This window comes from Pseudomonas sp. NFX224 (assembly GCF_048565165.1).
GTDB lineage: Bacteria > Pseudomonadota > Gammaproteobacteria > Pseudomonadales > Pseudomonadaceae > Aquipseudomonas.
Genome location: NZ_CP183416.1, coordinates 3561220 through 3583630, shown reverse-complemented (window position 1 = coordinate 3583630; position 22411 = coordinate 3561220). Strand labels below are relative to the sequence as shown.

The following is a 22411-nucleotide window of genomic DNA, read 5'->3' as shown; positions in this document are numbered from 1 at the left end:
AACTCAACGTTTGGCGATGATGTACACCGCATGCACGATGCCGGGTATGTAACCGCACAACGTCAGCAGAATATTCAGCCAGAACGCCCCGCCGAATCCTACTTGCAGAAACACGCCCAGCGGCGGCAACAAGATGGCGATGATGATGCGAATGAAGTCCATGGGCAGCTCCTGATTGAAGTGGGCTCACGCAAGCCTACAGCTTAATCGACCTTTGCCGTTGGTCAGGGTTCAGTGAATCTCAAAGACAAAAAAACGCCCCACGCCAAAAGAATCAGGCGTGGGGCGTGCGTTTTACCGCGAGACGGTTCGGGGATGTGTGTAGGGCGCGTCTGATCAGACGGCGATTCCTTTGCGGCACTGCAATTGCGCGGTGCGTACACGGGAGAAAGCGCGGGCCAGGCGCAGGAGCATTTCGTCGATGTTGGCCTTGCTGACGGTGAGTGCCGGGGTGAAGCGCAGACAGTCCGGTTGCGGAGCACTGAGCAGCAAGCCTTCGTACAACGCTGCCTTGACCACGGCGTCGGCGCAATCGTCTGACAACGTCAGCCCCCAAAGCAGGCCTTGCCCGTGTAATTCACCATGGCCGTAACGATGGGATAGACGCAAAAGGCCTTCACGCAGGTGTTGGGCGGTTTCACCGACGTGCTCGAAAAATCCTTTGTCCTGCACGCTGTCGAGTACGGCCAGACCTGCCGCGGTCATCAGTGCATTGCCATGATGGGTGCCGCTCATCTCGCCATAGTCGAAACAGCAAGCCTTGCCCCGTGCCAGCAGTGCCGCCAATGGCACACCACCGCCCAGCCCTTTGCCGAGGACTAGGATATCGGCGCGAACACCGTAGGATTGTTCCGCAAGCAAAGTGCCGCAACGACCGATGCCGGTCTGTACTTCATCGAAGATCAGCAGGATGCCGAGTTCTCGGCACAGGCGCTCGACACCTTTGAGGTAATGCGCCGTGGCCGGAATCACACCGGCCTCGCTCTGGATTGGCTCGAGCATGATTGCCACCGTCCGCTCGTCCACCGCTGCATGCAGTGCCGGAAGATCATTGAATGGCACGTGGCTGAAGCCCGCACTCATCGCCAGACTACGGCCATGACAACCGTTACTGGCAACGAGTATCCCCGCAGCGCCGCCGCGGTGCTGTTGGCCCCATTTGCGCGCCAGTGTGACTGCCGCTTCGCAGGCTTCGCTGCCGGTGTTGAGCAGATACGCCTGGTCGCTGCCGGTGCTGTGACACAAACGCTCAGCGAGGTTGAGCAGGCCGCGGCTATGCAGACCGAAGCCGGGGTTGATCAGTGACTGCGCCTGCGCTGCGATGGCATTGACGAGTGCTTTGGGGCTGTGGCCGAGGCTATTCGAGCCGCCACCCTGGGAAAAATCCAGATATGCGCGGTCATCGTTGTCCCACAACCAGGAACCCTGACCACGGACAAACACCTGTGGTGGTCGCTCGACACTGGGCATCAAACATTCGCAGGAAAGGTTGTTGTCCCTGGAGGGGAAGTCCGCCACCAGATCATCAAGACTCGGTGACTGACGACGCAGGTTGAACAGATTCACGGGTTCAACCTTCGTTCAGATTTTTTTGCGTTACCTATGTAAACACCATTGAAGCAAACGGTATTCATCGCGTTCTGTGGCCCTGTAAGCCTTGTGAATGCGGTTAGACTAGGCTCGGACACGGCGTTGAGCCATTTCGATTTCCGAGCATTTTTGATAAGCATTACTTATGGATTTCAAGCAACTGCGTTATTTCGTCGCGGTCTACGAAGAAGGCCATGTCGGGCGGGCGGCCGAACGACTCTCTATCTCGCAACCGGCGCTGTCGCAGCAGATCCGCCACCTCGAACAAACACTCGATGTGAGCCTGTTCGAGCGCAGCAGCAAACGCCTGTTGCCGACGCTGGCGGCCCACACGCTGTACAACCACGCCTTGCCCCTCCTCGATGGGATGCAACGTGCGCGCGAAGCGCTGGGCAACTTCAAGGGCCAAGCGCTTCGCACACTGGCTATTGGTGTCTTGCAGACGGTGCATACCAGCCTGGTGCCGCAGATGCTGGAGCGCGTGCGCAAGGCCCAGCCGCATCTAGTGGTGCAGATTTATGAACTGACGGGGCTGGAGATTGAACGTCGACTGCTCAACGGCTCGCTGGATATCGGCATCAGCTACTTGCCGCCCCGGCAACCGGGCCTGCATGGGGTGATGCTGTACGAAGATGAACTGACCCTTGTCATCCCGGCAGAGCATCCCTTGCGGGAATTCAAGAAAGTCTCCATGCGTCAGGCCGCTGAATTGCCGATGTTGCTCTTGGGTGAGGAGTTTCAGATCCGACAGATCTGGCAGGGTCAGTTAGCCAATCTCGGACGACGACCGCAGGTCCAAGCCGAGTTGAACAATATGGCCGGGATTCTCGACAGCCTGCCTCACACACGACTGGCAACCGTGCTGCCCGGGCGTTCGCAAAAGACCCACGGCAACGAGGATCTGCTATGGAAACCACTCAGCGAACCGCGAGTGCCATTGAAAGTCGGATTGGTGTGTCGCGATGTGCAACGCCAACAGGCCTCAATGGCGTTGTTGCGGACGTTGCTGGAAGAAGTGATCAATCGGCCGGATGATCGCTTGAATAGCTCGCCGGCACGGGACGAACTGAGCTGAATACTTTTTTGCAGGCATAAGAAAACCCCGCCGAAGCGGGGCTTTGCAGACTGTTTCCCTGACATCCATTTCACTCCGCCGTCCTGGCAGAATCCTACGTGTCCGTGTTGTTGCTTTGCGCTTCCTGCGCTACGTCCATGAGAAGTAGATTAGCCGTGGATCCAATCTGCTTCTATGGGAGATAAGCAGCACGTCATGTAAGAGAATGCTTACATTACGTTACATCATCAGAATTGCGCGGCATCCAGCAGGAACAGCGACTCGCTACCGGCTTTCACCGACGCGCTCAGCGAGTGAATCCGCGGCAACAGGCGTGCGAAATAGAACCGCGCCGTGCCCAGTTTGCTCGCGTAGAAATCGTCCTGCGCTTCCTTGCCGTAAGCGGCCTTGGCCATCAGTGCCCACATGTAGGCGTAAGCGACGTAACCGAAAGCTTGCAGATACTCGACCGATGCCGCGCCGATTTCATTCGGGTTGGATTTGGCCCGGTCGAGTAGCCACGCGGTCAGTTCGTCAAGGGTCGTTACCGCGTCGTTCAACGGCTTGGTGAACTCAGCGAGATCGTCGCTGGCAGAGGCCGTGAAGTGGCGAATCTCGTCAGCGAACAGGTTGTAGAACGCCCCGCCGCTGCCAACGATTTTGCGCCCGACCAGGTCCAGCGCCTGAATGCCGTTGGTGCCTTCGTAGATCTGGGTGATGCGCACGTCGCGTACCAGTTGCTCCTGGCCCCATTCACGGATGTAACCGTGGCCGCCGAAAACCTGCTGGCCGTGTACCGTGGTTTCCAGGCCGAGGTCCGTCAGGAACGCCTTGGCTACCGGGGTCAACAGCGCCACCAGGTCTTCTGCGCGCTTGCGGGTCGCGGCGTCTTCGCTGAACTTGGCGGTGTCCAGTTGCATCGCCACGTAGGTCGAGAACGCACGGCCACCTTCGTTCGAGGCTTTCATGGTCAGCAGCATGCGACGCACGTCCGGGTGGACGATGATCGGGTCAGCGACTTTGTCCTTGTTCTGCGCGCCGGTCGGCGAACGGCTTTGCAGGCGGTCGCGGGCGTACTCGACTGCGTTCTGGTAAGAGCGCTCGCCGGTGGCCAGGCCCTGGATACCCACGCCCAAACGCTCGTAGTTCATCATGGTGAACATCGCCGCCAGGCCTTTGTTCGGCTCGCCGACCAGGTAACCCACGGCCTCGTCGAAGTTCATCACGCAGGTCGCGGACGCCTGGATGCCCATCTTGTGTTCGATCGAACCGCAGTTCGCCGGGTTGCGCGCGCCCAGGCTGCCATCGGCATTGACCATGAACTTAGGCACCAGGAACAGCGAAATGCCTTTTGGACCTGCCGGCGCGTCCGGCAGCTTGGCCAGCACCAGGTGAATGATGTTTTCGGTCAGGTCGTGTTCGCCGCCGGTGATGAAGATCTTGGTGCCGCTGACCTTGTAGGAACCGTCGGCCTGAGGCTCGGCCTTGGTGCGAATGATCCCCAGGTCGGTGCCGGCGTGCGGCTCGGTCAGGCACATGGAGCCGGCCCAGACACCGGCGTACATGTTCGGCAGGTACGCGGCTTTCAGCTCTTCGCTGGCGTGGGCGTTGATCGACAGGCAAGCACCGGCCGTCAGCATCGGGTACAGACCGAACGACAGGCTGGCAGAGTTGACCATTTCTTCGACCTGAGCCGAAACAGCCTTGGGCATGCCCATGCCGCCGTAAGCGGGATCACCACCCACGCCAACCCAACCGCCTTCGGCATAAGTCTGATAAGCCTGTGGGAAACCTGCCGGCGTGGTGACGGCACCGTCCGCCCAGTGGCAACCTTCCTCGTCAGCCGCACGGCTCAGGGGCGCGATGCTTTTGCAGGTGACCTTGCCGGCTTCCTCGAGAATGGCTTCGACGGTTTCAGCATCGACAGAATCAGCCAGTGCCGGCAACTCGGCCCAGAGCTTGGCGACCTCGAAAACTTCATTGAGGACGAAGCGCATATCGCGCAGGGGCGCTTTGTAGTCAGCCATGGCAAACCTCGCAAGATCTATACAGGTGGTTCGTAAGAATGTGGTTTTCGTTGCGTCGGAGTGTACCCCAACAACTTTTGTGACACATAGGGTCAGCTCATGACTTATTTGTTATTTTTAGTCACTGACAAAAAAGCCCGCACAAGGCGAGCTCTCTTGTAACGGATGTAAATGACTAAAGCGCGAACAACCCCGCCGGCAGTTGCATCAGGCAATCGCTACCCGCCTCGATAGCGGCACGATGCGCGGCAGTACGCGGCAACAGTCGTTTGAAATAGAACGCGTTGGTTGCCAGTTTGCCCCGGCAGAAATCGGCATCGCCGCTACCAGCTTCAAGCTGTGCCTGCGCCACCAACGCCATGCGCAACCACAAATAGCCAAGAATGATGTAGCCGCTGTACATCAAGTAATCCACCGATGCAGCACCGACTTCATCCGGATTTTTCATCGCGGCCATGCCGACCTGGGTAGTCAATTCCCCCCACTGCCGGTTCAATTCGTTGAGCTGCGCCACGTAAACGGCCAGTTGCGGATGTGCAGCGTTCGCCGCACAGAACTTGTGAACGATTTTGGTGAAGCCGCGCAGCAGTTTGCCCTGGCTGCCAAGGACTTTACGTCCGAGCAGGTCGAGCGCCTGAATGCCGTTGGTGCCTTCGTAGATCGGCGCGATGCGGCAATCACGAACCAGTTGTTCCATGCCCCATTCCCGGATGAAACCGTGGCCGCCGAATACCTGCATGCCGTGGTTGGTCACTTCCAGGCCCGTGTCGGTCATGAAGGCTTTGCAGATCGGCGTGAGGAACGCCAACAGGTCTTCGGCATCCTGGCGCGCCGTTTCATCCGCACTCAGGTGCGCGACATCCAGCAACTGCGCAGTGAAGTAAGTCAGGGCGCGGTTGCCTTCGTTGAAAGCCTTCATGGTCAACAACATGCGACGTACGTCGGGGTGCACGATGATCGGGTCGGCGGCTTTTTCCGGTGCTTTCGGGCCGGTCAGAGAACGCATCTGCAAGCGGTCGTTGGCGTACTTGATCGCGCCCTGGAAACTCGCCTCGCCCAGACACAAACCCTGCATGCCGGTGCCCAGCCGCGCGTGGTTCATCATGGTGAACATGCAGTTCAGGCCCTTGTTCGGCTCACCGATCAGGAAGCCCTTGGCGCCATCGAAGTTCAGTACGCAGGTGGCGGATGCCTTGATGCCCATTTTGTGTTCGATCGAGCCGCAGGACACGCCGTTGCGTTCACCGGCTTCACCCGATGCATCGGGCAGGAACTTGGGCACGATAAACAGCGAAATACCCTTGGTCCCGACCGGCGCGTCCGGCAGTTTCGCCAGTACCAGATGAATGATGTTGTCGCTCATGTCGTGTTCACCGGCAGAGATGAAAATTTTGCTGCCGGTGATCGCGTAACTGCCATCGGCTGCAGGTACGGCACGGGTCTTGATGATGCCCAGATCGGTGCCGCAATGGGCTTCGGTCAGGCACATGGTGCCGGTCCATTGACCGGCGGTGAGTTTGCTCAGGTAAGTCTGTTTCTGTTCTGCGGTGCCGTGGGCGTGAATCGCCGACATGGCGCCGTGGGTCAGGCCCGGGTACATCCCCCATGAGGTGTTGCTGGAACCGACCATTTCGCTGATGACCAGCCCCAATGAGTGGGGCAAGCCCTGGCCGCCGTAAGCTGGATCCGCCGCCAGACCATGCCAGCCGCCGTCCACATATTGTGCGAAAGCCTGCTTGAAGCCGGTAGGCGTGGTGACCACGCCATTGTCGAAATGGCAGCCCTCTTCGTCGCCGCTGCGGTTGAGGGGCGAGAGTACGTTTTCACAGAACTTCGCGCCCTCTTCGAGGATCGCGCTGACCATGTCGGGACTGGCGTCGTTAGCGCCCAGCGCGGCGTAGTTGCCGTGAAAATCGAAGACATGGTCGATCAGAAAGCGCATGTCGCGCAGGGGAGCTTTGTACTCGGGCATGGTCATTTCTCCGTCAGCAGATTGCTTCAACCTACTGCCGCCGACCACGCCTCACAATCACAGTCCAGACGCTGAATGCGCCATCATCACTCAACCGTAGCGGCGCCCATGCGCACAGCGCCACGGCGGTTCTGACCGAACGCCATCACGCAGTTACGGCCTGCGCCCTTGGCGCTGTAAAGCGCCTGGTCCGCGGACTTGAGTACTTCCTCCGGGGTGCGTTGCTCAAGGCGTTCGGCGACGCCGATGCTGACGGTGACCGACACGCTCGATGCAGCGGCACCCGCGCGACGCTGGCGCCCCTGACTGTCATCCTGCGGCCGGCTGTCTTGATTGCGCAGATGAATGTTGTAGGTGGCGATGGACTCGCGGATCACTTCCAGATGCGGCATGCATTCTTCGAGTGTCTTGCCTGCGAACACCAGGGCAAATTCCTCACCGCCGTAGCGATACGCCTTACCGCCGCCACCGATTTTTCCCAGCTTGCTGGCAACCAGTCGCAGTACCTGATCGCCGACATCATGGCCGTGGGTGTCGTTGAACTTCTTGAAGTGGTCAACGTCGCTCATGGCCAACACGTAATTGCGCCCCAGCCGTTGCATGCGTTCGTTCAGTGCGCGGCGTCCCGGCAGCCCGGTCAGTTCGTCGCGGAAGGCCATTTGATAGGCTTCGTGCGCAACAGCCGCCGCAATCATCAGCATCACTTGGCTGCACATGATGTTCAGGGTGAATGGCAGGATGAACGTTTTCGGCAACATCCAGAACAGCCCGAGCAAGCCCACCAGTTGCGCGGCATGCAGCGGTCGCGGGTTGCGCCAATACTGCCAGGCCAGCAGCAGGAACGCGGCGATGAACACCGGGTACGCGAGCTGGATCAGGCTCATCCAGGCACCGTGCAAGGCCGGCCAACGGATCTCCGACAGCCACACCAGCAGCGCCTGCGGGTAACTTTGCTCCAGCCCCAACGCCACGCTGCCCACCGCCAGCAACACGGCGAAACGCGCCACCATGTCCTGGAACAGGTGCGTCCGCTCCTGCCACGCAGCGAACACGCCAAACAACAAGGGCAGCAGCAGGCAACACAAATGGAAGACCACCGCGGCGTCTTCACGCACCTTGCCGTTGTCGCGGTAGTAGTCGGTCTGGGTGTCGAGCAGGAAGTAGGCGATGTACACGGTGACCATCAGAAACAATTCACGCTGACGTCGGTAAACCGCGCAGTAAGCACCGCCGAGCAACAGCACCAAGGTAGGCAGCACGTTGAACAGCGAGGTGAAGAAAACGTTCAGGTCTTTGACGTACGCGGCCGCAAGGCCCGCCAGTAAAAGAAGTAATGACGGTAGGAAATGACTGAAACGTACAGCGGAAGAACGCGGCAAGGGTAAAGCTCCGACCCGTCATATCAATAGATGGCATTGTGCCTACCTCTGTAACGGCAGAAACCCGGACTTACTGAGTGCTTTACTAAGGTATTTTTAAAAAAACGTCACTGGCAGCCATCGAAACCGCCAGTGACGCAAGGGGAACCCAATCAAATGTCGTTGTTGAACGGCTGCAACGCCCCTTCCTCAGGTCTGCGGCCCTCTGCACCAATCGGCTTGAGCTGAATGTTCGCGTCCAGTGCCTGGCGAGTGGTGATTTTCGGGCTGACCGGTTTTTGCGTGACGGCGTTTTCATCGCCCACGTGGCCTTGCGCAAGCACCAGCGACGGATGATCAAACGGCGCCCGTTCCCACGCGACTCTCGGGTCGGTCAATCCGACTTCCATGAATTTGACCAGTGCATCAATCTCATCCGGGGTCAGGTTCAGGTTGGTCATGTCCGGATCAAGGTTCGAACCGTTGTGCTGATTGACCGACGGATGCTCGAAACCGCTGGTGTTGCTCGCATCCTCGCCGCGCCGGTCGCCGCCGCGGTTGTAGAACTCCATCACCTGCTTGAGCGTTGAACGGCTGCCATTATGGAAATACGGCCCGGTCAGCGCGATGTTGCGCAGTGTCGGTGTCTTGAAGGCGCCATCGACCGCATCACGGAAACCGACATTCGGCAGCTGCGTTGCATCGCAGGGAATCGCTGCACTCAATGGTGCTTCGAAGGTGCACACGTCGACATCCAGCGGATCAGGAATCTTCCCGCCTTGCAGTACGGTGTTGTACTCACGAGTGAAGGATAAAGGATTGCCCCAGGCATCCGCGCCACCGAGCGCCAGGTCTTCCGAGGTTGGACGCACGCCAGTGTTGTAGAAACCGTTGTCGTAGAGCGTGGTCAGGTTGTCCGCCATGACCATGCGTTCGATGCGCTCGCGGGGATGGAACTGCAAGCGACTGGCAGCGTTGGTCAGCTCCGCGCCACCGTGGCAATTGACGCATTTGCCCTTGCCCAGAAACAGGTTCATGCCCTGCACTTGCTGCTCGTTCATAGCCGTGTGATCGCCTTGCAAATAGGCGTCCAGCGGCGCTTGATCGGAGACCAGCGTGGCTTCATACATCTGGATCGCCAGGCCGAAGAACAACGGGAAGTTGGCTTCCATCTGGGTATAAGGCGCGCCGCCCACCGACACCTGCTGCGTGGCGTTCCACAGCCGTGGCTGGAAAGCGTTCTTGATCAGCTCGCGGTAGGTGGGCCTGCGGGCACCGGACACAGGTCCCAGCACCGAGTCGGTGGAGGCAATCCGCTGTTGCTTGAGCATCAACGTATCGAGCATGCGCCGGCCGATGTCGGCAAACGTACGCCCACCGCAGGACATTTCCACTGCGCTGCCGGGAGGCCCGACGGCTTGCGAAGCCGCGGAGGCATCGTTGAGCGCGAGCCGAACCTTGAGGGCCACGCCGCTGCTGTCCTTCGTTACATAGATCCCGGCATCCGGATCACGGTTTCCGAAAGGCGAGAAGCCGTTGAACACATTGTTGGCCCGGCCATCCCAGAAGTTGCGCACGTTGAACGCGGCGTTGATCACCGACGGCGCGTTGCGCCCGGTGCTGCGTCGCACATTGACCCCGCCGACCTGAAAGATCCCGTCCGGTTGCTGCGTGCATTTGTCGAAGCGCGGCTGGTTGGGTTTGACGAAGTTGGCGTCGAACACGCCTTGGGAACCGATCACGTCGTCGCTGGAATAGACAATCGCCGAATTTCGATCCAGCGGATTGGCCAGCACATGGGTCGGGAAGTCGGTTTTCTTCAGCAGGTAGTTCGGCCCCCCCTTACTCCCGGATTTGGTCGTATAGGACGGCACGTCGCCGGGAATGTCGGAGGCCATGAACGGCTTGTTGAAAATCGATGCGACGTTGGCGTTGGTGTGGGCCTGGCCCGGGTTGATCTGGTTGGTGGTCCGGTGATCGACACCGGCGTGGTAGTGGCAGGACGCGCAAGCGGTGGTGCTGTCGCTGCCGACCTCCATGTCCCAGAACAGGGCCTTGCCCAGCAGGACCGCCGCCGAGCGGTTGAGCACGTAATCGGTCATCAGGTCGACCTTGCGCCCGCCTTCGGTACCGGAAGGGTCCGGCGGCATCATGCCGCGCAGCGATTGCAGGCTAGGTACTTCCGGTACAGGGGGCTCCACCTCTTCGGGCGCGGCCGCCACTGCACCGGTGGTTGAGAAAACGATGGATAACCAGACGGTCAAACGAACAAGTCGACAGATGTCCATGTGCTTCACCCTGACTGTTGTTGTTATGAGTTCGCCGGGCGAGAGGCTTCGATGAACAAGACAGGATTTCTCGTTAGCGCCGGTTAATCAGCGCAGTGCAATTAATTTGCCATTCATCTCGAAACATTTTGCATCAATAAATATGGGGTTCAGCTGCGCACTTTCACCGTTTCTGCTGGGGAAATTCCCCCACAGTTGGGGTCCAACGCAAAAAAAACCGCCGCTCCCGAAAGAGCGGCGGTTTTTGTGAAGAACGGCGCTAAGGCTTAGTAGCCCAGTGCGAAGTCTTCTTCTTTCATGTCCATCAGGTTGTTGGCGCCCGACAGCATGGTTGCAACGTGAGTGCGGGTACGCGGCAGGATGCGCTGGAAGTAGAAGCGCGCCGTCTGCAGCTTGGCGGTGTAGAACGCCTCTTCGGAAGTGCCGGCAGCCAGTTGCTCGGCCGCCAGGCGTGCCATGTCAGCCCAGAAGTAGGCCAGGCAGGCATAACCGGAGTACATCAGGTAGTCCACGGAGGCCGCGCCGACTTCTTCGCGATCCTTCATGGCGGCCATACCGACCTTCATGGTCAACTCGCCCCATTCCTTGTTGATTGCAGCCAGCGGTGCGATGAACTCTTTGACGGCTTCGTTGCCTTCGTTGTTCTGGCAGAACTTGTGGACGATCTTGGTGAAGCCTTTGAGGGCTTCGCCTTGAGTCATCAGCACTTTACGGCCCAGCAGGTCGAGTGCCTGGATACCGGTGGTGCCTTCGTACAGCATCGAAATGCGGCTGTCGCGAACGTTCTGCTCCATGCCCCACTCGGCGATGAAGCCGTGGCCGCCGTAGATTTGTACGCCGTGGTTGGCCGATTCAAAACCAACTTCGGTCATGAAAGCTTTGGCAATTGGAGTCATGAAAGCCAGCAGTGCGTCGGCTTTCTTCTTCTCTTCTTCGTCCACACCGTACTTGACGATGTCGACTTGCTTGGCGGTGAAGTAAACCATCGCACGGTTGCCTTCGGCGAACGCCTTCATGGTCAACAGCATGCGGCGTACGTCTGGGTGCACGATGATCGGGTCAGCCGCTTTGTCCGGCGCTTTCGGGCCAGTCAGCGAGCGCATTTGCAGGCGATCGCGAGCGTACTTCAGACCGCCCTGGAAGCCGATTTCAGCGTGGGCCAGACCTTGCAGCGCGGTACCCAGACGTGCGGTGTTCATGAAGGTGAACATGCAGTTCAGGCCTTTGTTCGCCGGGCCAATCAGGTAACCGGTGGCCGCGTCGAAGTTCATCACGCAGGTGGCGTTGCCGTGGATGCCCATCTTGTGTTCCAGGGAACCACAGGCCACTGCGTTGCGCTCACCGACCGAACCGTCTGCGTTCGGCAGGAACTTCGGCACGATGAACAGGGAAATGCCTTTGGTACCGGCCGGTGCATCCGGCAGGCGGGCCAGCACGATGTGGACGATGTTGTCGGCCATGTCGTGTTCACCGGCCGAGATGAAGATCTTGGTGCCGGAAACCTTGTAGGAACCGTCGGCTTGAGGCTCGGCCTTGGTGCGCAGCATGCCCAGGTCGGTACCGCAGTGCGGTTCGGTCAGGCACATGGTGCCGGTCCATTCGCCGGAAACCAGCTTGGTCAGGTAAGCCTCTTGCTGCTCAGGCGTGCCGTGCTCGGAGATGGTGTTCATCGCGCCATGGGACAGGCCAGGGTACATGCCCCACGACCAGTTGGATTCGCCAACCATTTCGCTGATGGCCAGACCCAGGGATTCCGGCAGGCCTTGGCCACCGTGCTCGACGTCGTGGGCCAGGCTTGGCCAGCCGCCTTCGACGAATTGCTTGTAGGCTTCCTTGAAGCCGGTCGGGGTCTTAACGCCGGACTCGCTCCAGGTGCAGCCTTCGAGGTCGCCCACACGGTTCAGCGGAGCCAGTACCTGCTCACAAAACTTGGCGCCTTCCTCGAGAATGGCGGAAACCATGTCCGGAGTTGCGTCCGCACAAGCCGGAAGGCTCTGATAATGCGCTTCGTAACCGAGCAGTTCGTCACGTACGAAGCGAATATCACGCAAGGGGGCCTTGTAGTCAGGCATAGCGATAAACCTCTGCTGATGTAACCGGGAATGAACGACCGTGTTGATTTGTTGTGACGGTCAAACAGTTGTTTGAAACATACGTTTACGACCAAATCTTGTCAAGCGTCGATCTTTTGCCGCCCGTCATCGAGCAGCGCGACACGGATGCGCACAGTTGCGCCGCGTCGTCGCACAAGCAACACGCAGTGTAGGAAAGAATAGTTTGCAGAGAAGGACTTACGCAGAAAAACGCCGCGAATGATCGCGGCGTCAGCGGTGCGGGTTCAGCGAAGAATCAGGCGAACGTATCGATCAGCGTTCCGAGCACTTCATCGGATGCCTTGGCGACTTTGGCGCCCAGTTCCACCTGAAATTTGCCCTGGGCCATTTCCAACATGTTGCTGGCCACATCCGATTGCTGGCTTCGGTCGACAGAACGCAGGCGATCGGCCTGGATCTCGGAAGACTGGCTGGTGACCGAACGCTCGATCGTATTGTTGGCGATCTGCCCGGCGGCTTGATCGACACGGTTCTGCCCTGTCTGAATGGTGCTCAGACCGGCATAGAAAGCGGTGTTTCCTGAGATTTCCATGGGAGAACTCGTCCTTCTGAAGGATCAACAGCGGCCATTGAAGCAGACCCGCCGGCAAAACGCCCGTCAAAAACACTAATGGCACAGTGCCTTGTCATAGGCAAACTCTAGTCCAGCAGATCCAGTTGAAGATGCTCCGCCACCGCTTCGGCCGTCACAACCTTGAGTTTCGGCACCCGCCCCAGGCACGGCGCCGGGATGCGTTCGGCCAGCGTCGCCAGGTTTTCTTCAAGACGCGAGGTCTTCGGATCGATGATGTTGGCCACCCACCCCGCCAACTGCAAACCGTCCTGGGCAATCGCCTCGGCCGTGAGCAACGCGTGGTTGATGCAGCCCAGGCGCACGCCAACCACCAGAATCACCGGCAGATCCAGCGCCATCGCCAGGTCCGACAGATTGTCCTGATCCGCCAGTGGCACGCGCCAGCCACCGGCGCCTTCGATCAAGGTGAAATCGGCCTGCATGTCGAGAATCTCTCGCATGGGTACCAACAGCGACTGCACCGTCAGCGCCATACCCGCCTCGCGTGCCGCCAGGTGCGGGGCGATGGGTGGTTCGAACGCCACCGGATTGACCTGTTGATAACTCAGCGGCAACGAACATTCCGCCAGCAGCGCCAGTGCATCGGCGTTGCGCAAGCCCTTGGGTGTCACGTCGCAACCGGAGGCGACCGGTTTACCCGCCGCCGTGCTCAGGCCCGCCGACCGCGCTGCGTGCAGCAAACCGGCGGCCACTGTGGTTTTGCCGACATCAGTGTCGGTGCCGGTGATGAAATAGGCTGCGCTCATAAGGGTTTCTCCATAACGGCATATACCACTTGATAAGTCGCCGGCAGGCCTTGGGCCTGTCGAAACTGCTCGTAAGCCCCAATCAAACCCAAAATCCGCGCCCGGCCAGTCAGACCGCCCGGCCGCCCCGGATTAAGATTATGTGCACCCAGCGCCTTCAGTTCATGGGTCAGGCTGCGCACATCCGGGTAATACAGCACATGAGGACGGGTTTGCAGACTGATCGCCTGCAAGCCGCTGGCCGCACAGAGCTGTTCATAAACCGCAAACTCGCGGAAGCGGTTGACGTGCACCATGCCGTCCACTTGGCGCCAGCTGTCACGCAGTTCAACCAACGTGCCCACGCACAGACTAGCAAACGCGAAAATTCCGCCAGGTTTGAGCACGCGATGAGCTTCGCTGAGCACCGACGCGAAGTCCGCACACCACTGCACCGCCAGGCTGGAGAAGATCAGATCACAGGTTGAGTCGCGCAACGGCAAACGCTCGGCATCACCCGCGACAAAATGCATGGCGCCGCCCAATGGCCGGGCGTGATTGAGCATGCCTTCGGCGATGTCCAGCGCCACCCCGTGACCGGTCGGAAACCGCTCAGCCAACTCGCGACTGAAATGCCCGGTGCCACATCCCAGGTCGAGCCAGCGTCCCGGCACAAAATCATCCGGCAAACGACTGAGCAACTGGCGGCCCACATCGCGCTGCAACTCAGCCACGCTGTCGTAGCTCGCTGCCGCGCGGGAAAAAGAGGCCGCTACCTGGCGTTTGTCAGGCAAACCGCCGGGCAGGTTGGGGAGAGATAAATCAGTCATCACCGGACTCATGTAAAAAAGCCTGGATCGCCCCCGCCACACCGTGGGGATCTTCCAGAAGAAACGCGTGGCTGGCCTGTTCGATCAGGCCGATTTCGATATCCGGGGTCAACGCGAACAACTCGCCTGCCGCCTCGGCGGGAACCAGTCCGTCGAGGCCGCCGAACAAGTGCAGTTGCGGACCGCGAAAGGCCTGCAAGGCATGGCGGGTATCCAGTTGTGCGAGTAACTCCAGGCCGCTCATCAAAACCGATGCCGAGGTATGTGGCGCGCCACCGAGCAATAACCGTGACAGTCCGCGCGGGTCATCGGCACCCTGTGCACAAAGCAGTGAGAAGCGCTTCAACGTCGTACGCGGATCGACAGCGCACCCTGCCAGAAACGCATCGAAGGTTTCCCCGGGCATCGCGCTTGGCCATTGCTCATGGCTGACAAAAGAAGGATTGCTCGCCAGCGTCATCAAACCGCAACAACGATCACCACGACGCGCCGCCAACTCGGATGCGAGCATGCCGCCCAACGACCAACCGCCGAGCCATGCGTCTTGCGGCACCGTCGAATCGAGCTCATCGAGCCAGTCTTCGAGGTCGCTCGATTCCAGCTCCGGCAAGGGCTCGATTTCCACACGCAGGTGTTCGTCCAAGCCGCGCAAGGCTGCTGCCAATGGTTCCAGCGGCGAAACTCCGAGACCCCAACCGGGCAGCAGAATCAGTCGATCACGCATGGCTCGGCTCCGGTCCCAGTCGTTCGAAACAATCGGCCAGTCCTTCTAACAATAGCTGCACCTGCGCCTCGCTGTGGGCGGCGGTCAGGGTGACCCGCAGTCGGGCGCTGCCGGCGGGCACGGTTGGCGGGCGGATCGCCGTCACCATCAAACCGCGTTCACGCAACATCTGCGACAAACGCACCGCGCGCCCGGCGTCACCGATCATGATCGGCTGAATCGGTGTGAAGCTGTCCATCAACTCCAGGCCGATCTGCTCGGCGCCGTGGCGGAACTGTCGGATCAACGTTTGCAAATGTTCACGTCGCCAGTGTTCGCTGCGCAAAAGCTCCAGGCTTTTCAACGTCGCATAGGCAAGGGCCGGTGGCTGGCTGGTGGTGTAGATGTAAGGCCGGGCGAACTGGATCAGGCTCTCGATCAGCTCTTCGCTGCCGGCCACAAACGCCCCCGCCGTACCGAATGCCTTGCCGAGGGTGCCGACCAGCACCGGCACGTCGTCCATGTTCAGGCCGAAATGCTCAACGATGCCGCCGCCGTTGGCGCCCAACGGGCCAAAACCATGCGCATCATCGACCATCAGCCACGCGCCTTTGGCCTTGGCTTCCCGCGCCAGCGCCGGCAGATCGGCGATGTCGCCGTCCATGCTGAACACGCCATCGGTGACCACCAGCGTATTGCCGGTGGCTTTTTCAAGCCGTGTGGCCAGGCTCGCTGCGTCGTTGTGCAAATAGCGATTGAACCGCGCGCCGGACAACAGCCCCGCGTCCAGCAGCGATGCGTGATTGAGCCGGTCTTCCAGCACCGTATCGCCCTGCCCCACCAGCGCCGTGACTGCGCCGAGGTTGGCCATGTAGCCGGTGGTGAACAGCAAGGCGCGCGGACGGCCGGTAAGGTCGGCCAAGGCTTCTTCGAGTGCGTGATGCGGACCGCTATGGCCGATGACCAGATGCGAAGCTCCGCCACCGACACCCCACTTCGAAGCACCCGCACGCCAGGCCTCGATCACTTGCGGATGATTGGCCAGGCCCAGGTAGTCGTTGTTGCAGAACGCCAGCAACGACTGGCCGTCGACCACTACTTCAGGCCCCTGTGGGCTTTCGAGCAACGGACGCTGGCGGTAAAGGTTTTCGGCACGACGGGCAGCCAGGCGTGCGGCGAGATCGAAAGACATGCAGGCCTCGACTTTCAAATGACACAGATCCCCTGTGGGAGCGAGCCTGCTCGCGATTGCGGTGTCACATTCAACATTGATGTCGACTGGACTGATGCCATCGCGAGCAAGCTCGCTCCTACAGGGTTTTGCACTCCTGACGATCAGACCGCCGCGTTATAGAACTGCTCGCTGCTCTTCTGCTCCACCAGCGCCTGCTCGATGGCGGCCTGATGCACTTCGTCGGCGTGTTCTTCGCGGGCTTCCGGCAGGATGCCCAAGCGCGAGAACAGTTGCATATCCTTGTCGGCCTGCGGGTTGGCGGTGGTCAGCAGTTTTTCGCCGTAGAAAATCGAGTTGGCACCGGCGAAGAACGCCAGGGCCTGCATCTGCTCGTTCATCGCCTCGCGGCCAGCGGACAGGCGCACGTGGGATTGCGGCATCAGGATCCGCGCAACGGCGAGCATGCGGATGAAGTCGAACGGGTCGACGTCCTCGGCGTTTTCCAGCGGCGTACCGGCGACTTTCACCAGCATGTTGATCGGCACCGACTCCGGATGCTCCGGCAGGTTGGCCAACTGGATCAGCAGGTTCGCGCGGTCGTCCAGCGACTCGCCCATGCCGAGGATGCCGCCGGAGCAGATCTTCATTCCCGAATCACGCACGTAGGCCAGGGTTTGCAGGCGCTCGCTATAGGTGCGGGTGGTGATGATGCTGCCGTAGAACTCGGGCGAGGTGTCGAGGTTGTGGTTGTAGTAGTCGAGACCGGCCTTGGCCAGTGCTTCGGTCTGATCCTGATCCAGGCGACCCAACGTCATGCAGGTTTCCAGGCCCAGCGCTTTCACGCCTTCAACCATCTTCAGCACATACGGCATGTCTTTGGCCGACGGATGCTTCCACGCCGCGCCCATGCAGAAACGGGTCGAACCGATGGCCTTGGCGCGAGCGGCCTCTTCGAGGACCTTCTGCACTTCCATCAGTTTTTCTTTTTCCAGGCCGGTGTTGTAGTGACCGGACTGCGGACAATATTTGCAATCTTCCGGGCAGGCGCCGGTTTTGATCGACAGCAGGGTCGACACCTGAACGCGGTTGGCGTCGAAATGCGCGCGGTGCACCGTCTGCGCCTGGAACAGCAGGTCATTGAAGGGTTGAACGAAGAGTGCTTTGACTTCGGCCAAAGTCCAGTCATGACGCAGGGTTGCAGTGGTGCTGGCGCTCATGGGCGGTTCCTTGATTTATGCTGGGCAAGCGACTGGGGAACGGAATACCCACAGGCGCAACACGGATGTTCGGCATATTTAAGGAAGAGCGATGCGCTGTCAACCACGATACAAAAAACAGGTTTACATCTGGTTAAAAAACAAACAATTCTGTTTGCTCTGCGATGAAGGCGCCGATGGCACCACCCCCATTTGCATGGCCTGCGAAACCGACCTGCCCTGGCTCGGCGATCACTGCCAGTGCTGCGCCTTGCCGCTGCCCGTTGCGGGCCTGACGTGCGGCCAATGCCTGAGCCAGCCGCCAGCCTTCGAGCGAGTCATCGCACCCTGGACCTACAGCTTCCCGATCGACAGCCTGATCACCCGCTTCAAACACAACGCGAAATGGCCGTTTGGCCACCTGCTCGGCGAACTTCTTACCCAAGCCCTGCAACATCGCTTCGAAGATGATCTACCACAACCTGACTTGTTGCTGCCGGTGCCACTGGCCACTCGACGACTGCGTCAACGCGGATTCAATCAGGCCGCGATGCTGGCGCGCTGGCTCAGCACAGCCCTGCACATCCCCTGCGATGAACGATCGCTACTGAGGACACAAGACACCGGTGCTCAACAAACCCTCAACGCCGAAGCTCGCAAAAAAAATCTGCGCAACGCCTTCGCCCTCACGCCCGAAGCATCGTTCAAGGGCCGTCATCTCGCGCTGGTGGATGACGTGTTAACCACCGGCGCCACCGCACAAGCACTCGCCCGCCTGCTGACGGACGCCGGCGCCGCACGGGTCGACATCTATTGCCTGGCGCGCACACCCAAACCCGGCGAGTCCACCTGACTTGACTCGCGCGCTTCGAGCAGCCAACGTCCTTACCACCGTCACAGCCCAAAGCGCCATGCCATGTCCCTGCCTACGTTGTTGTCCCAGCACATTGTCCGCCGCCCGCAACGCATTGCCCTGCTGCAACACATCGCCGAGCAGGGCTCGATCACCCGCGCCGCAAAAAGCGCGGGCCTGAGCTACAAGGCGGCGTGGGACGCCATCGATGAGCTGAACAACCTTGCGCAAAAACCGTTGGTGGAGCGCAGTGTCGGCGGCAAGGGCGGTGGCGGCGCCAAACTGTCCAGCGAAGGTGAACGAGTGTTGCGCCTGTATCAAAAGCTGCAAGCGTTGCAGGCTCAGGTGCTGGAAGCGGCCGAAGATGCCAGCGACCTGGACTTGCTCGGGCGCTTGATGCTGCGCACCAGCGCGCGCAACCAATTGCACGGCAAAGTTGCAGCGATCAAGCCTCAGGGGCGCAACGACCTGATTCGCCTGGAGATGGCCGAAAACCTGATCGTCGACGCGCAAATTACCCACGACAGCACCGAGCGACTGGACTTGCAGATCGGCACCGAAGTGGTGGCCCTGATCAAGGCGGGTTGGCTTGACGTGATGACCCGCGACGCCCCCGCAACGCCCGGCAACAATGGCTTGATGGGCACCATCGAGCAGATCCTCGACGCCGAAGACGGCCCCAGCGAAGTGCGCATTACCCTGCCGAATGGCTTGACCCTGTGCGCCCTGGCCGAACCCTGGCACCTGAAAGACCTCGGGCTGGATACTGGCAAACCGGTGCGCGTGGAGTTTTCACCGTCCAGGGTTCTGCTCGGCACGCCGCTATAAACGCACTGCAACAAATCCTTCATTTCCCGTCATTAAGGTGTCTGCACAAATCGCAGGGAGCCTGAAATGAGCCTATTAGAAGAAAACCAGTCCACCGACCTCGAACAGATGGTCGGCCTCAGTCGCCGTGGATTCATCAGTGCAGGCGCGTTGTGCGGCGCCGCGATGTTTTTGGGCGGCAACCTCTTGAGCCGCAGCGCGCTGGCCGCCAGTGTCAGCGCCGGCAACAGCAAGCTGTTGGGCTTTGAGAGCATTCCCACCGCCACTGCCGACAGCATCAGCCTGCCGCCAGGCTACAAGTCTTCGGTGCTGATCAGCTGGGGTCAGCCCCTGCATAAAAACGGCCCGGCCTTCGACCCAAGCGGCAATGGCACGGCCGAGCAGCAGGAACTCCAGTTCGGCGACAACAACGACGGCATGAGCCTGTTTGCCTTTCCCGGCGACAACCATCGCGCGCTGATGGCGATCAACAACGAATACACCAATTACCGCTACCTCTACCCCCACGCCGGAATACCGCAATCGGCCGAAGACGTGCGCAAAGCGCAGGCTTGCGAAGGTGTGTCGGTGATTGAAGTGCAGCGCAAGAACGGCCACTGGCAATTCGTTCAGGACTCGCGCTACAACCGACGCATCCACGGCAATTCGCCGATCAACCTGAGCGGCCCGGCCGCCGGTCACGACCTGCTGAAAACCAGTGCTGACCCGCACGGCAAGACAGTCCTCGGCACGTTCCAGAACTGTGCCAACGGCAAGACACCGTGGGGCACCTATCTGACCTGCGAAGAGAACTTCACCGATTGCTTCGGCAGCAGCAATGCCGAGCAGACATTCAACGCCGCACAGAAACGCTACGGTGCAGTGGTGACCAGCAAAGAGATCAACTGGCACCCACACGATCCGCGCTTCGACCTGGCGAAGAATCCCAACGAACTCAACCGTCATGGCTGGGTGGTCGAAATCAACCCGTTCGATCCGCAATCGACCCCGGTCAAGCGCACCGCACTGGGCCGCTTCAAACATGAAAACGCCGCCCTGGCAGAAACCCGCGACGGACACGCCGTGGTGTACATGGGCGACGATGAGCGCGGCGAATTCATCTACAAATTCGTCAGCCGCGACAAGATCAACCACAAAAACCCCAAGGCCAACCGCGACCTGCTCGATCACGGCACTTTATACGTGGCGATTTTCGACGCTGGCGACGGTAACGCCGACCACCCGAAAGGCCAGGGCGAATGGATCGAGTTGACCCACGGCAAAAACGGCATTGACGCCAGCAGCGGTTTTGCCGATCAAGCCGAGGTGCTGATCAACGCGAGGCTGGCGGCCAGCGTGGTGAAAGCCACGCGCATGGATCGCCCGGAATGGATCGTGGTCAGCCCCAAGGATGGTCAGGTTTACTGCACGCTGACCAACAACGCCAAACGCGGTGATGACGGGCAACCGGTGGGCGGGCCGAATCCGCGGGAGAAAAACGTCTACGGGCAGATCCTGCGCTGGCGCACCGACCGTGACGATCACGGGTCGAAAACTTTTGCCTGGGATCTGTTTGTAGTGGCCGGCAACCCGCAAGTGCATGCCGGCACGCCGAAGGGCGGCTCATCGAACATCACCCCGCAAAACATGTTCAACAGCCCGGACGGCCTGGCGTTCGATGATGCCGGGCGGTTGTGGATTCAAACCGACGGCGATGCCAGCAATGCCGGTGATTTCGCTGGCATGGGCAACAACCAGATGCTCTGCGCAGATCCGGTGTCCGGTGAAATTCGCCGCTTCATGGTCGGGCCAATTGGTTGCGAAGTGACCGGGATCAGCTTCTCGCCGGATCAGAAGACGTTGTTTATCGGGATTCAGCATCCGGGTGAATCCGGTGGCTCGACTTTCCCCGAGCATTTGCCCAATGGCAAGCCGCGCTCGTCGGTGATTGCGATTACCCGGGAGGATGGCGGGATCGTCGGCGCCTGATCGGGCCTCATCGCTAGCAGGCTAGCTGCCACAGGTGATCTCTGTTGTGCCGAAGATTGCATGCACACAGACGAACCAATGTGGGAGATTCTATGGTTGAGGGGAAGCCTTCAACCTGCTTTCGGTTGGTATTCACCTTGCCCTTTCAGCAGTGCAAATACGATCCGGGCAAGTTTACGGGCCAAGATCACCAGTGCCTGCGTAGTACTGAACCCTTTAGCTCTTTGTTCTTGGTAAAAACCTTTCCAGGCGGCTGTGCGGCTGGCCGACATGGCAGCGTTGTGCAAAAGCCGACGCGCCTCCGGATCGCCGCGCTTGGTCAGGCTGCGGCGACCGTCTTTTTGTCCTGACTGCGATACCCGCAAATCCATCCCCAAAAACGCGATGAAGGCATCTGCATTTCTGAAATCGCCTCGCTGAAAAGCCGCGATCAAGCGGGCACCAGTCAGAAAGCCGATACCTTCGACTTTCATGCAACGCTTCAACTGGGCAAGCAAGCCGGCTTCTTTCAGGCGGTCGTTGATCATTTTCTCGACCAGCCCTTCAAGCCTCTGCATGGAGGCCACTTGCTCGGCAAAAGCGGCTTTGAGCAGCGGTTCATTTGTCCAGCTCTGCACCAAGCCAACCCGCGCCTGAACCAGCGCCGCGCGCCGGCGGAAAAGGCTCAAGAGGCAGCGGTACAACGGCGATGGCGGAATCCATGGATGAAGCTCTTCATACTCGTTCTTCAGATAGCGAGCGAGTAACTTTGCATCCAGCGCGTCAGTTTTGGCGCGAACTTTCACACCTTTGCGGTAATGGCTCAGTTCATAGCCACCGACCATGTAAATGGTGCAACCGGCCTCATGGGCCAGGTCGGCGAACTCCAGGTGATAGATATTGGTCGACTCAATAGCGATATCGACCGGTGCCAGCAAGGCTTTCAGCCATTTCTTGATGGCTGGCTTGTTATTGGGAAGCGTCTCAAGCAGATCCAGTTCGGCCTGATAGATCATCAACTCACTCTTGGCGACATCCACGCCCACGATTGGCTTGATAGCAGAAACCGGCATTGCCATTAAACATCCCCCGAGATATGGTTTTGAGCACTTGAAGGGCTCACCCAGAGGCGCAGGCTTGTTCCTATCGTCGGTCTAGCCAGATGCATTCTTTATCGG

18 protein-coding genes are annotated in these 22411 nt (G+C 59.8%); 4 read left to right on the top strand and 14 right to left on the bottom strand.

The genetic code is table 11. The features are described from left to right. Window positions 1–3: 3 nt before the first annotated feature. On the bottom strand, window positions 4–162 hold the full coding sequence (locus tag ACNYC6_RS16155) for a YqaE/Pmp3 family membrane protein (RefSeq protein ID WP_003228885.1): 159 nt from the start codon (window positions 160–162) through the stop codon (window positions 4–6). Between the two features lie 174 nt (window positions 163–336). After that, a complete protein-coding gene (locus ACNYC6_RS16150; protein ID WP_419708280.1) occupies window positions 337–1566 on the bottom strand; it encodes an aspartate aminotransferase family protein in 1230 nt (409 codons plus the stop codon). Between the two features lie 169 nt (window positions 1567–1735). Here ACNYC6_RS16150 and ACNYC6_RS16145 point away from each other — a divergent pair, with 169 nt between their 5' ends. Next, window positions 1736–2665, top strand: coding sequence for a LysR substrate-binding domain-containing protein (locus ACNYC6_RS16145; protein ID WP_419708279.1), 930 nt, complete (start codon window positions 1736–1738; stop codon window positions 2663–2665). Window positions 2666–2892: 227 nt separating this feature from the next. Here the strand turns inward: ACNYC6_RS16145 and ACNYC6_RS16140 are convergent, their stop codons facing one another. The 11 genes from ACNYC6_RS16140 to bioB all read right to left on the bottom strand — a co-directional run bounded on the left by ACNYC6_RS16140 (window position 2893) and on the right by bioB (window position 17626). Beyond that, window positions 2893–4671, bottom strand: coding sequence for an acyl-CoA dehydrogenase C-terminal domain-containing protein (locus tag ACNYC6_RS16140; RefSeq protein ID WP_419708278.1), 1779 nt, complete (start codon window positions 4669–4671; stop codon window positions 2893–2895). Window positions 4672–4846: 175 nt separating this feature from the next. Further along, complete coding sequence (locus tag ACNYC6_RS16135) at window positions 4847–6643, bottom strand: acyl-CoA dehydrogenase C-terminal domain-containing protein (RefSeq protein WP_419708277.1); 1797 nt, start codon at window positions 6641–6643, stop codon at window positions 4847–4849. A gap of 86 nt (window positions 6644–6729) precedes the next feature. Continuing rightward, a complete protein-coding gene (locus ACNYC6_RS16130) occupies window positions 6730–8022 on the bottom strand; it encodes a GGDEF domain-containing protein (RefSeq protein ID WP_419708276.1) in 1293 nt (430 codons plus the stop codon). A gap of 152 nt (window positions 8023–8174) precedes the next feature. After that, the gene (locus ACNYC6_RS16125; RefSeq protein WP_419708275.1) at window positions 8175–10289 is read right to left on the bottom strand and encodes a cytochrome-c peroxidase; all 2115 of its coding nucleotides are present in this window, start codon (window positions 10287–10289) and stop codon (window positions 8175–8177) included. A 266-nt stretch (window positions 10290–10555) separates the two neighbouring features. Then, the gene (locus tag ACNYC6_RS16120) at window positions 10556–12361 is read right to left on the bottom strand and encodes a phenylacyl-CoA dehydrogenase (RefSeq protein ID WP_419708274.1); all 1806 of its coding nucleotides are present in this window, start codon (window positions 12359–12361) and stop codon (window positions 10556–10558) included. 277 nt (window positions 12362–12638) lie between these two features. Next, window positions 12639–12935, bottom strand: a complete 297-nt coding sequence (locus ACNYC6_RS16115) for a pyrroloquinoline quinone biosynthesis protein PqqE (protein ID WP_419708273.1) — start codon at window positions 12933–12935, stop codon at window positions 12639–12641. 107 nt (window positions 12936–13042) lie between these two features. Next, on the bottom strand, window positions 13043–13723 hold the full coding sequence (bioD, locus tag ACNYC6_RS16110) for a dethiobiotin synthase (RefSeq protein ID WP_419708272.1): 681 nt from the start codon (window positions 13721–13723) through the stop codon (window positions 13043–13045). Then, window positions 13720–14532: a malonyl-ACP O-methyltransferase BioC gene (gene bioC, locus ACNYC6_RS16105; RefSeq protein WP_419708271.1), complete on the bottom strand. Its 813-nt coding sequence runs from the start codon at window positions 14530–14532 to the stop codon at window positions 13720–13722. Before bioC ends, bioD begins: the two co-directional genes overlap by 4 nt. Then, window positions 14525–15256, bottom strand: coding sequence for an alpha/beta fold hydrolase (locus tag ACNYC6_RS16100; RefSeq protein WP_419708270.1), 732 nt, complete (start codon window positions 15254–15256; stop codon window positions 14525–14527). Before ACNYC6_RS16100 ends, bioC begins: the two co-directional genes overlap by 8 nt. Then, window positions 15249–16427, bottom strand: a complete 1179-nt coding sequence (gene bioF, locus ACNYC6_RS16095; RefSeq protein ID WP_419708269.1) for an 8-amino-7-oxononanoate synthase — start codon at window positions 16425–16427, stop codon at window positions 15249–15251. The genes ACNYC6_RS16100 and bioF overlap by 8 nt, the downstream gene beginning before the upstream one ends. A 143-nt stretch (window positions 16428–16570) precedes the next feature. Further along, window positions 16571–17626, bottom strand: coding sequence for a biotin synthase BioB (gene bioB, locus ACNYC6_RS16090; protein WP_419708268.1), 1056 nt, complete (start codon window positions 17624–17626; stop codon window positions 16571–16573). 91 nt (window positions 17627–17717) lie between these two features. Here bioB and ACNYC6_RS16085 point away from each other — a divergent pair, with 91 nt between their 5' ends. The 3 genes from ACNYC6_RS16085 (at window position 17718) to ACNYC6_RS16075 (ending at window position 21254) form a co-directional block, all read left to right on the top strand. Further along, entirely contained in the window at window positions 17718–18458 is a 741-nt protein-coding gene (locus tag ACNYC6_RS16085) for a ComF family protein (RefSeq protein ID WP_419708267.1), read from the top strand. Window positions 18459–18521: 63 nt separating this feature from the next. Continuing rightward, window positions 18522–19286 carry a TOBE domain-containing protein gene (locus ACNYC6_RS16080; protein WP_419708266.1) on the top strand — a complete coding sequence of 255 codons (765 nt, stop codon included), beginning with the start codon at window positions 18522–18524 and terminating at the stop codon, window positions 19284–19286. A gap of 66 nt (window positions 19287–19352) precedes the next feature. Then, complete coding sequence (locus ACNYC6_RS16075) at window positions 19353–21254, top strand: PhoX family protein (RefSeq protein ID WP_419708265.1); 1902 nt, start codon at window positions 19353–19355, stop codon at window positions 21252–21254. A 110-nt stretch (window positions 21255–21364) separates the two neighbouring features. Here ACNYC6_RS16075 and ACNYC6_RS16070 read toward each other — a convergent pair whose 3' ends face one another. Further along, entirely contained in the window at window positions 21365–22312 is a 948-nt protein-coding gene (locus tag ACNYC6_RS16070; RefSeq protein ID WP_419708264.1) for an IS110 family transposase, read from the bottom strand. Between the last annotated feature and the right edge of the window lie 99 nt (window positions 22313–22411).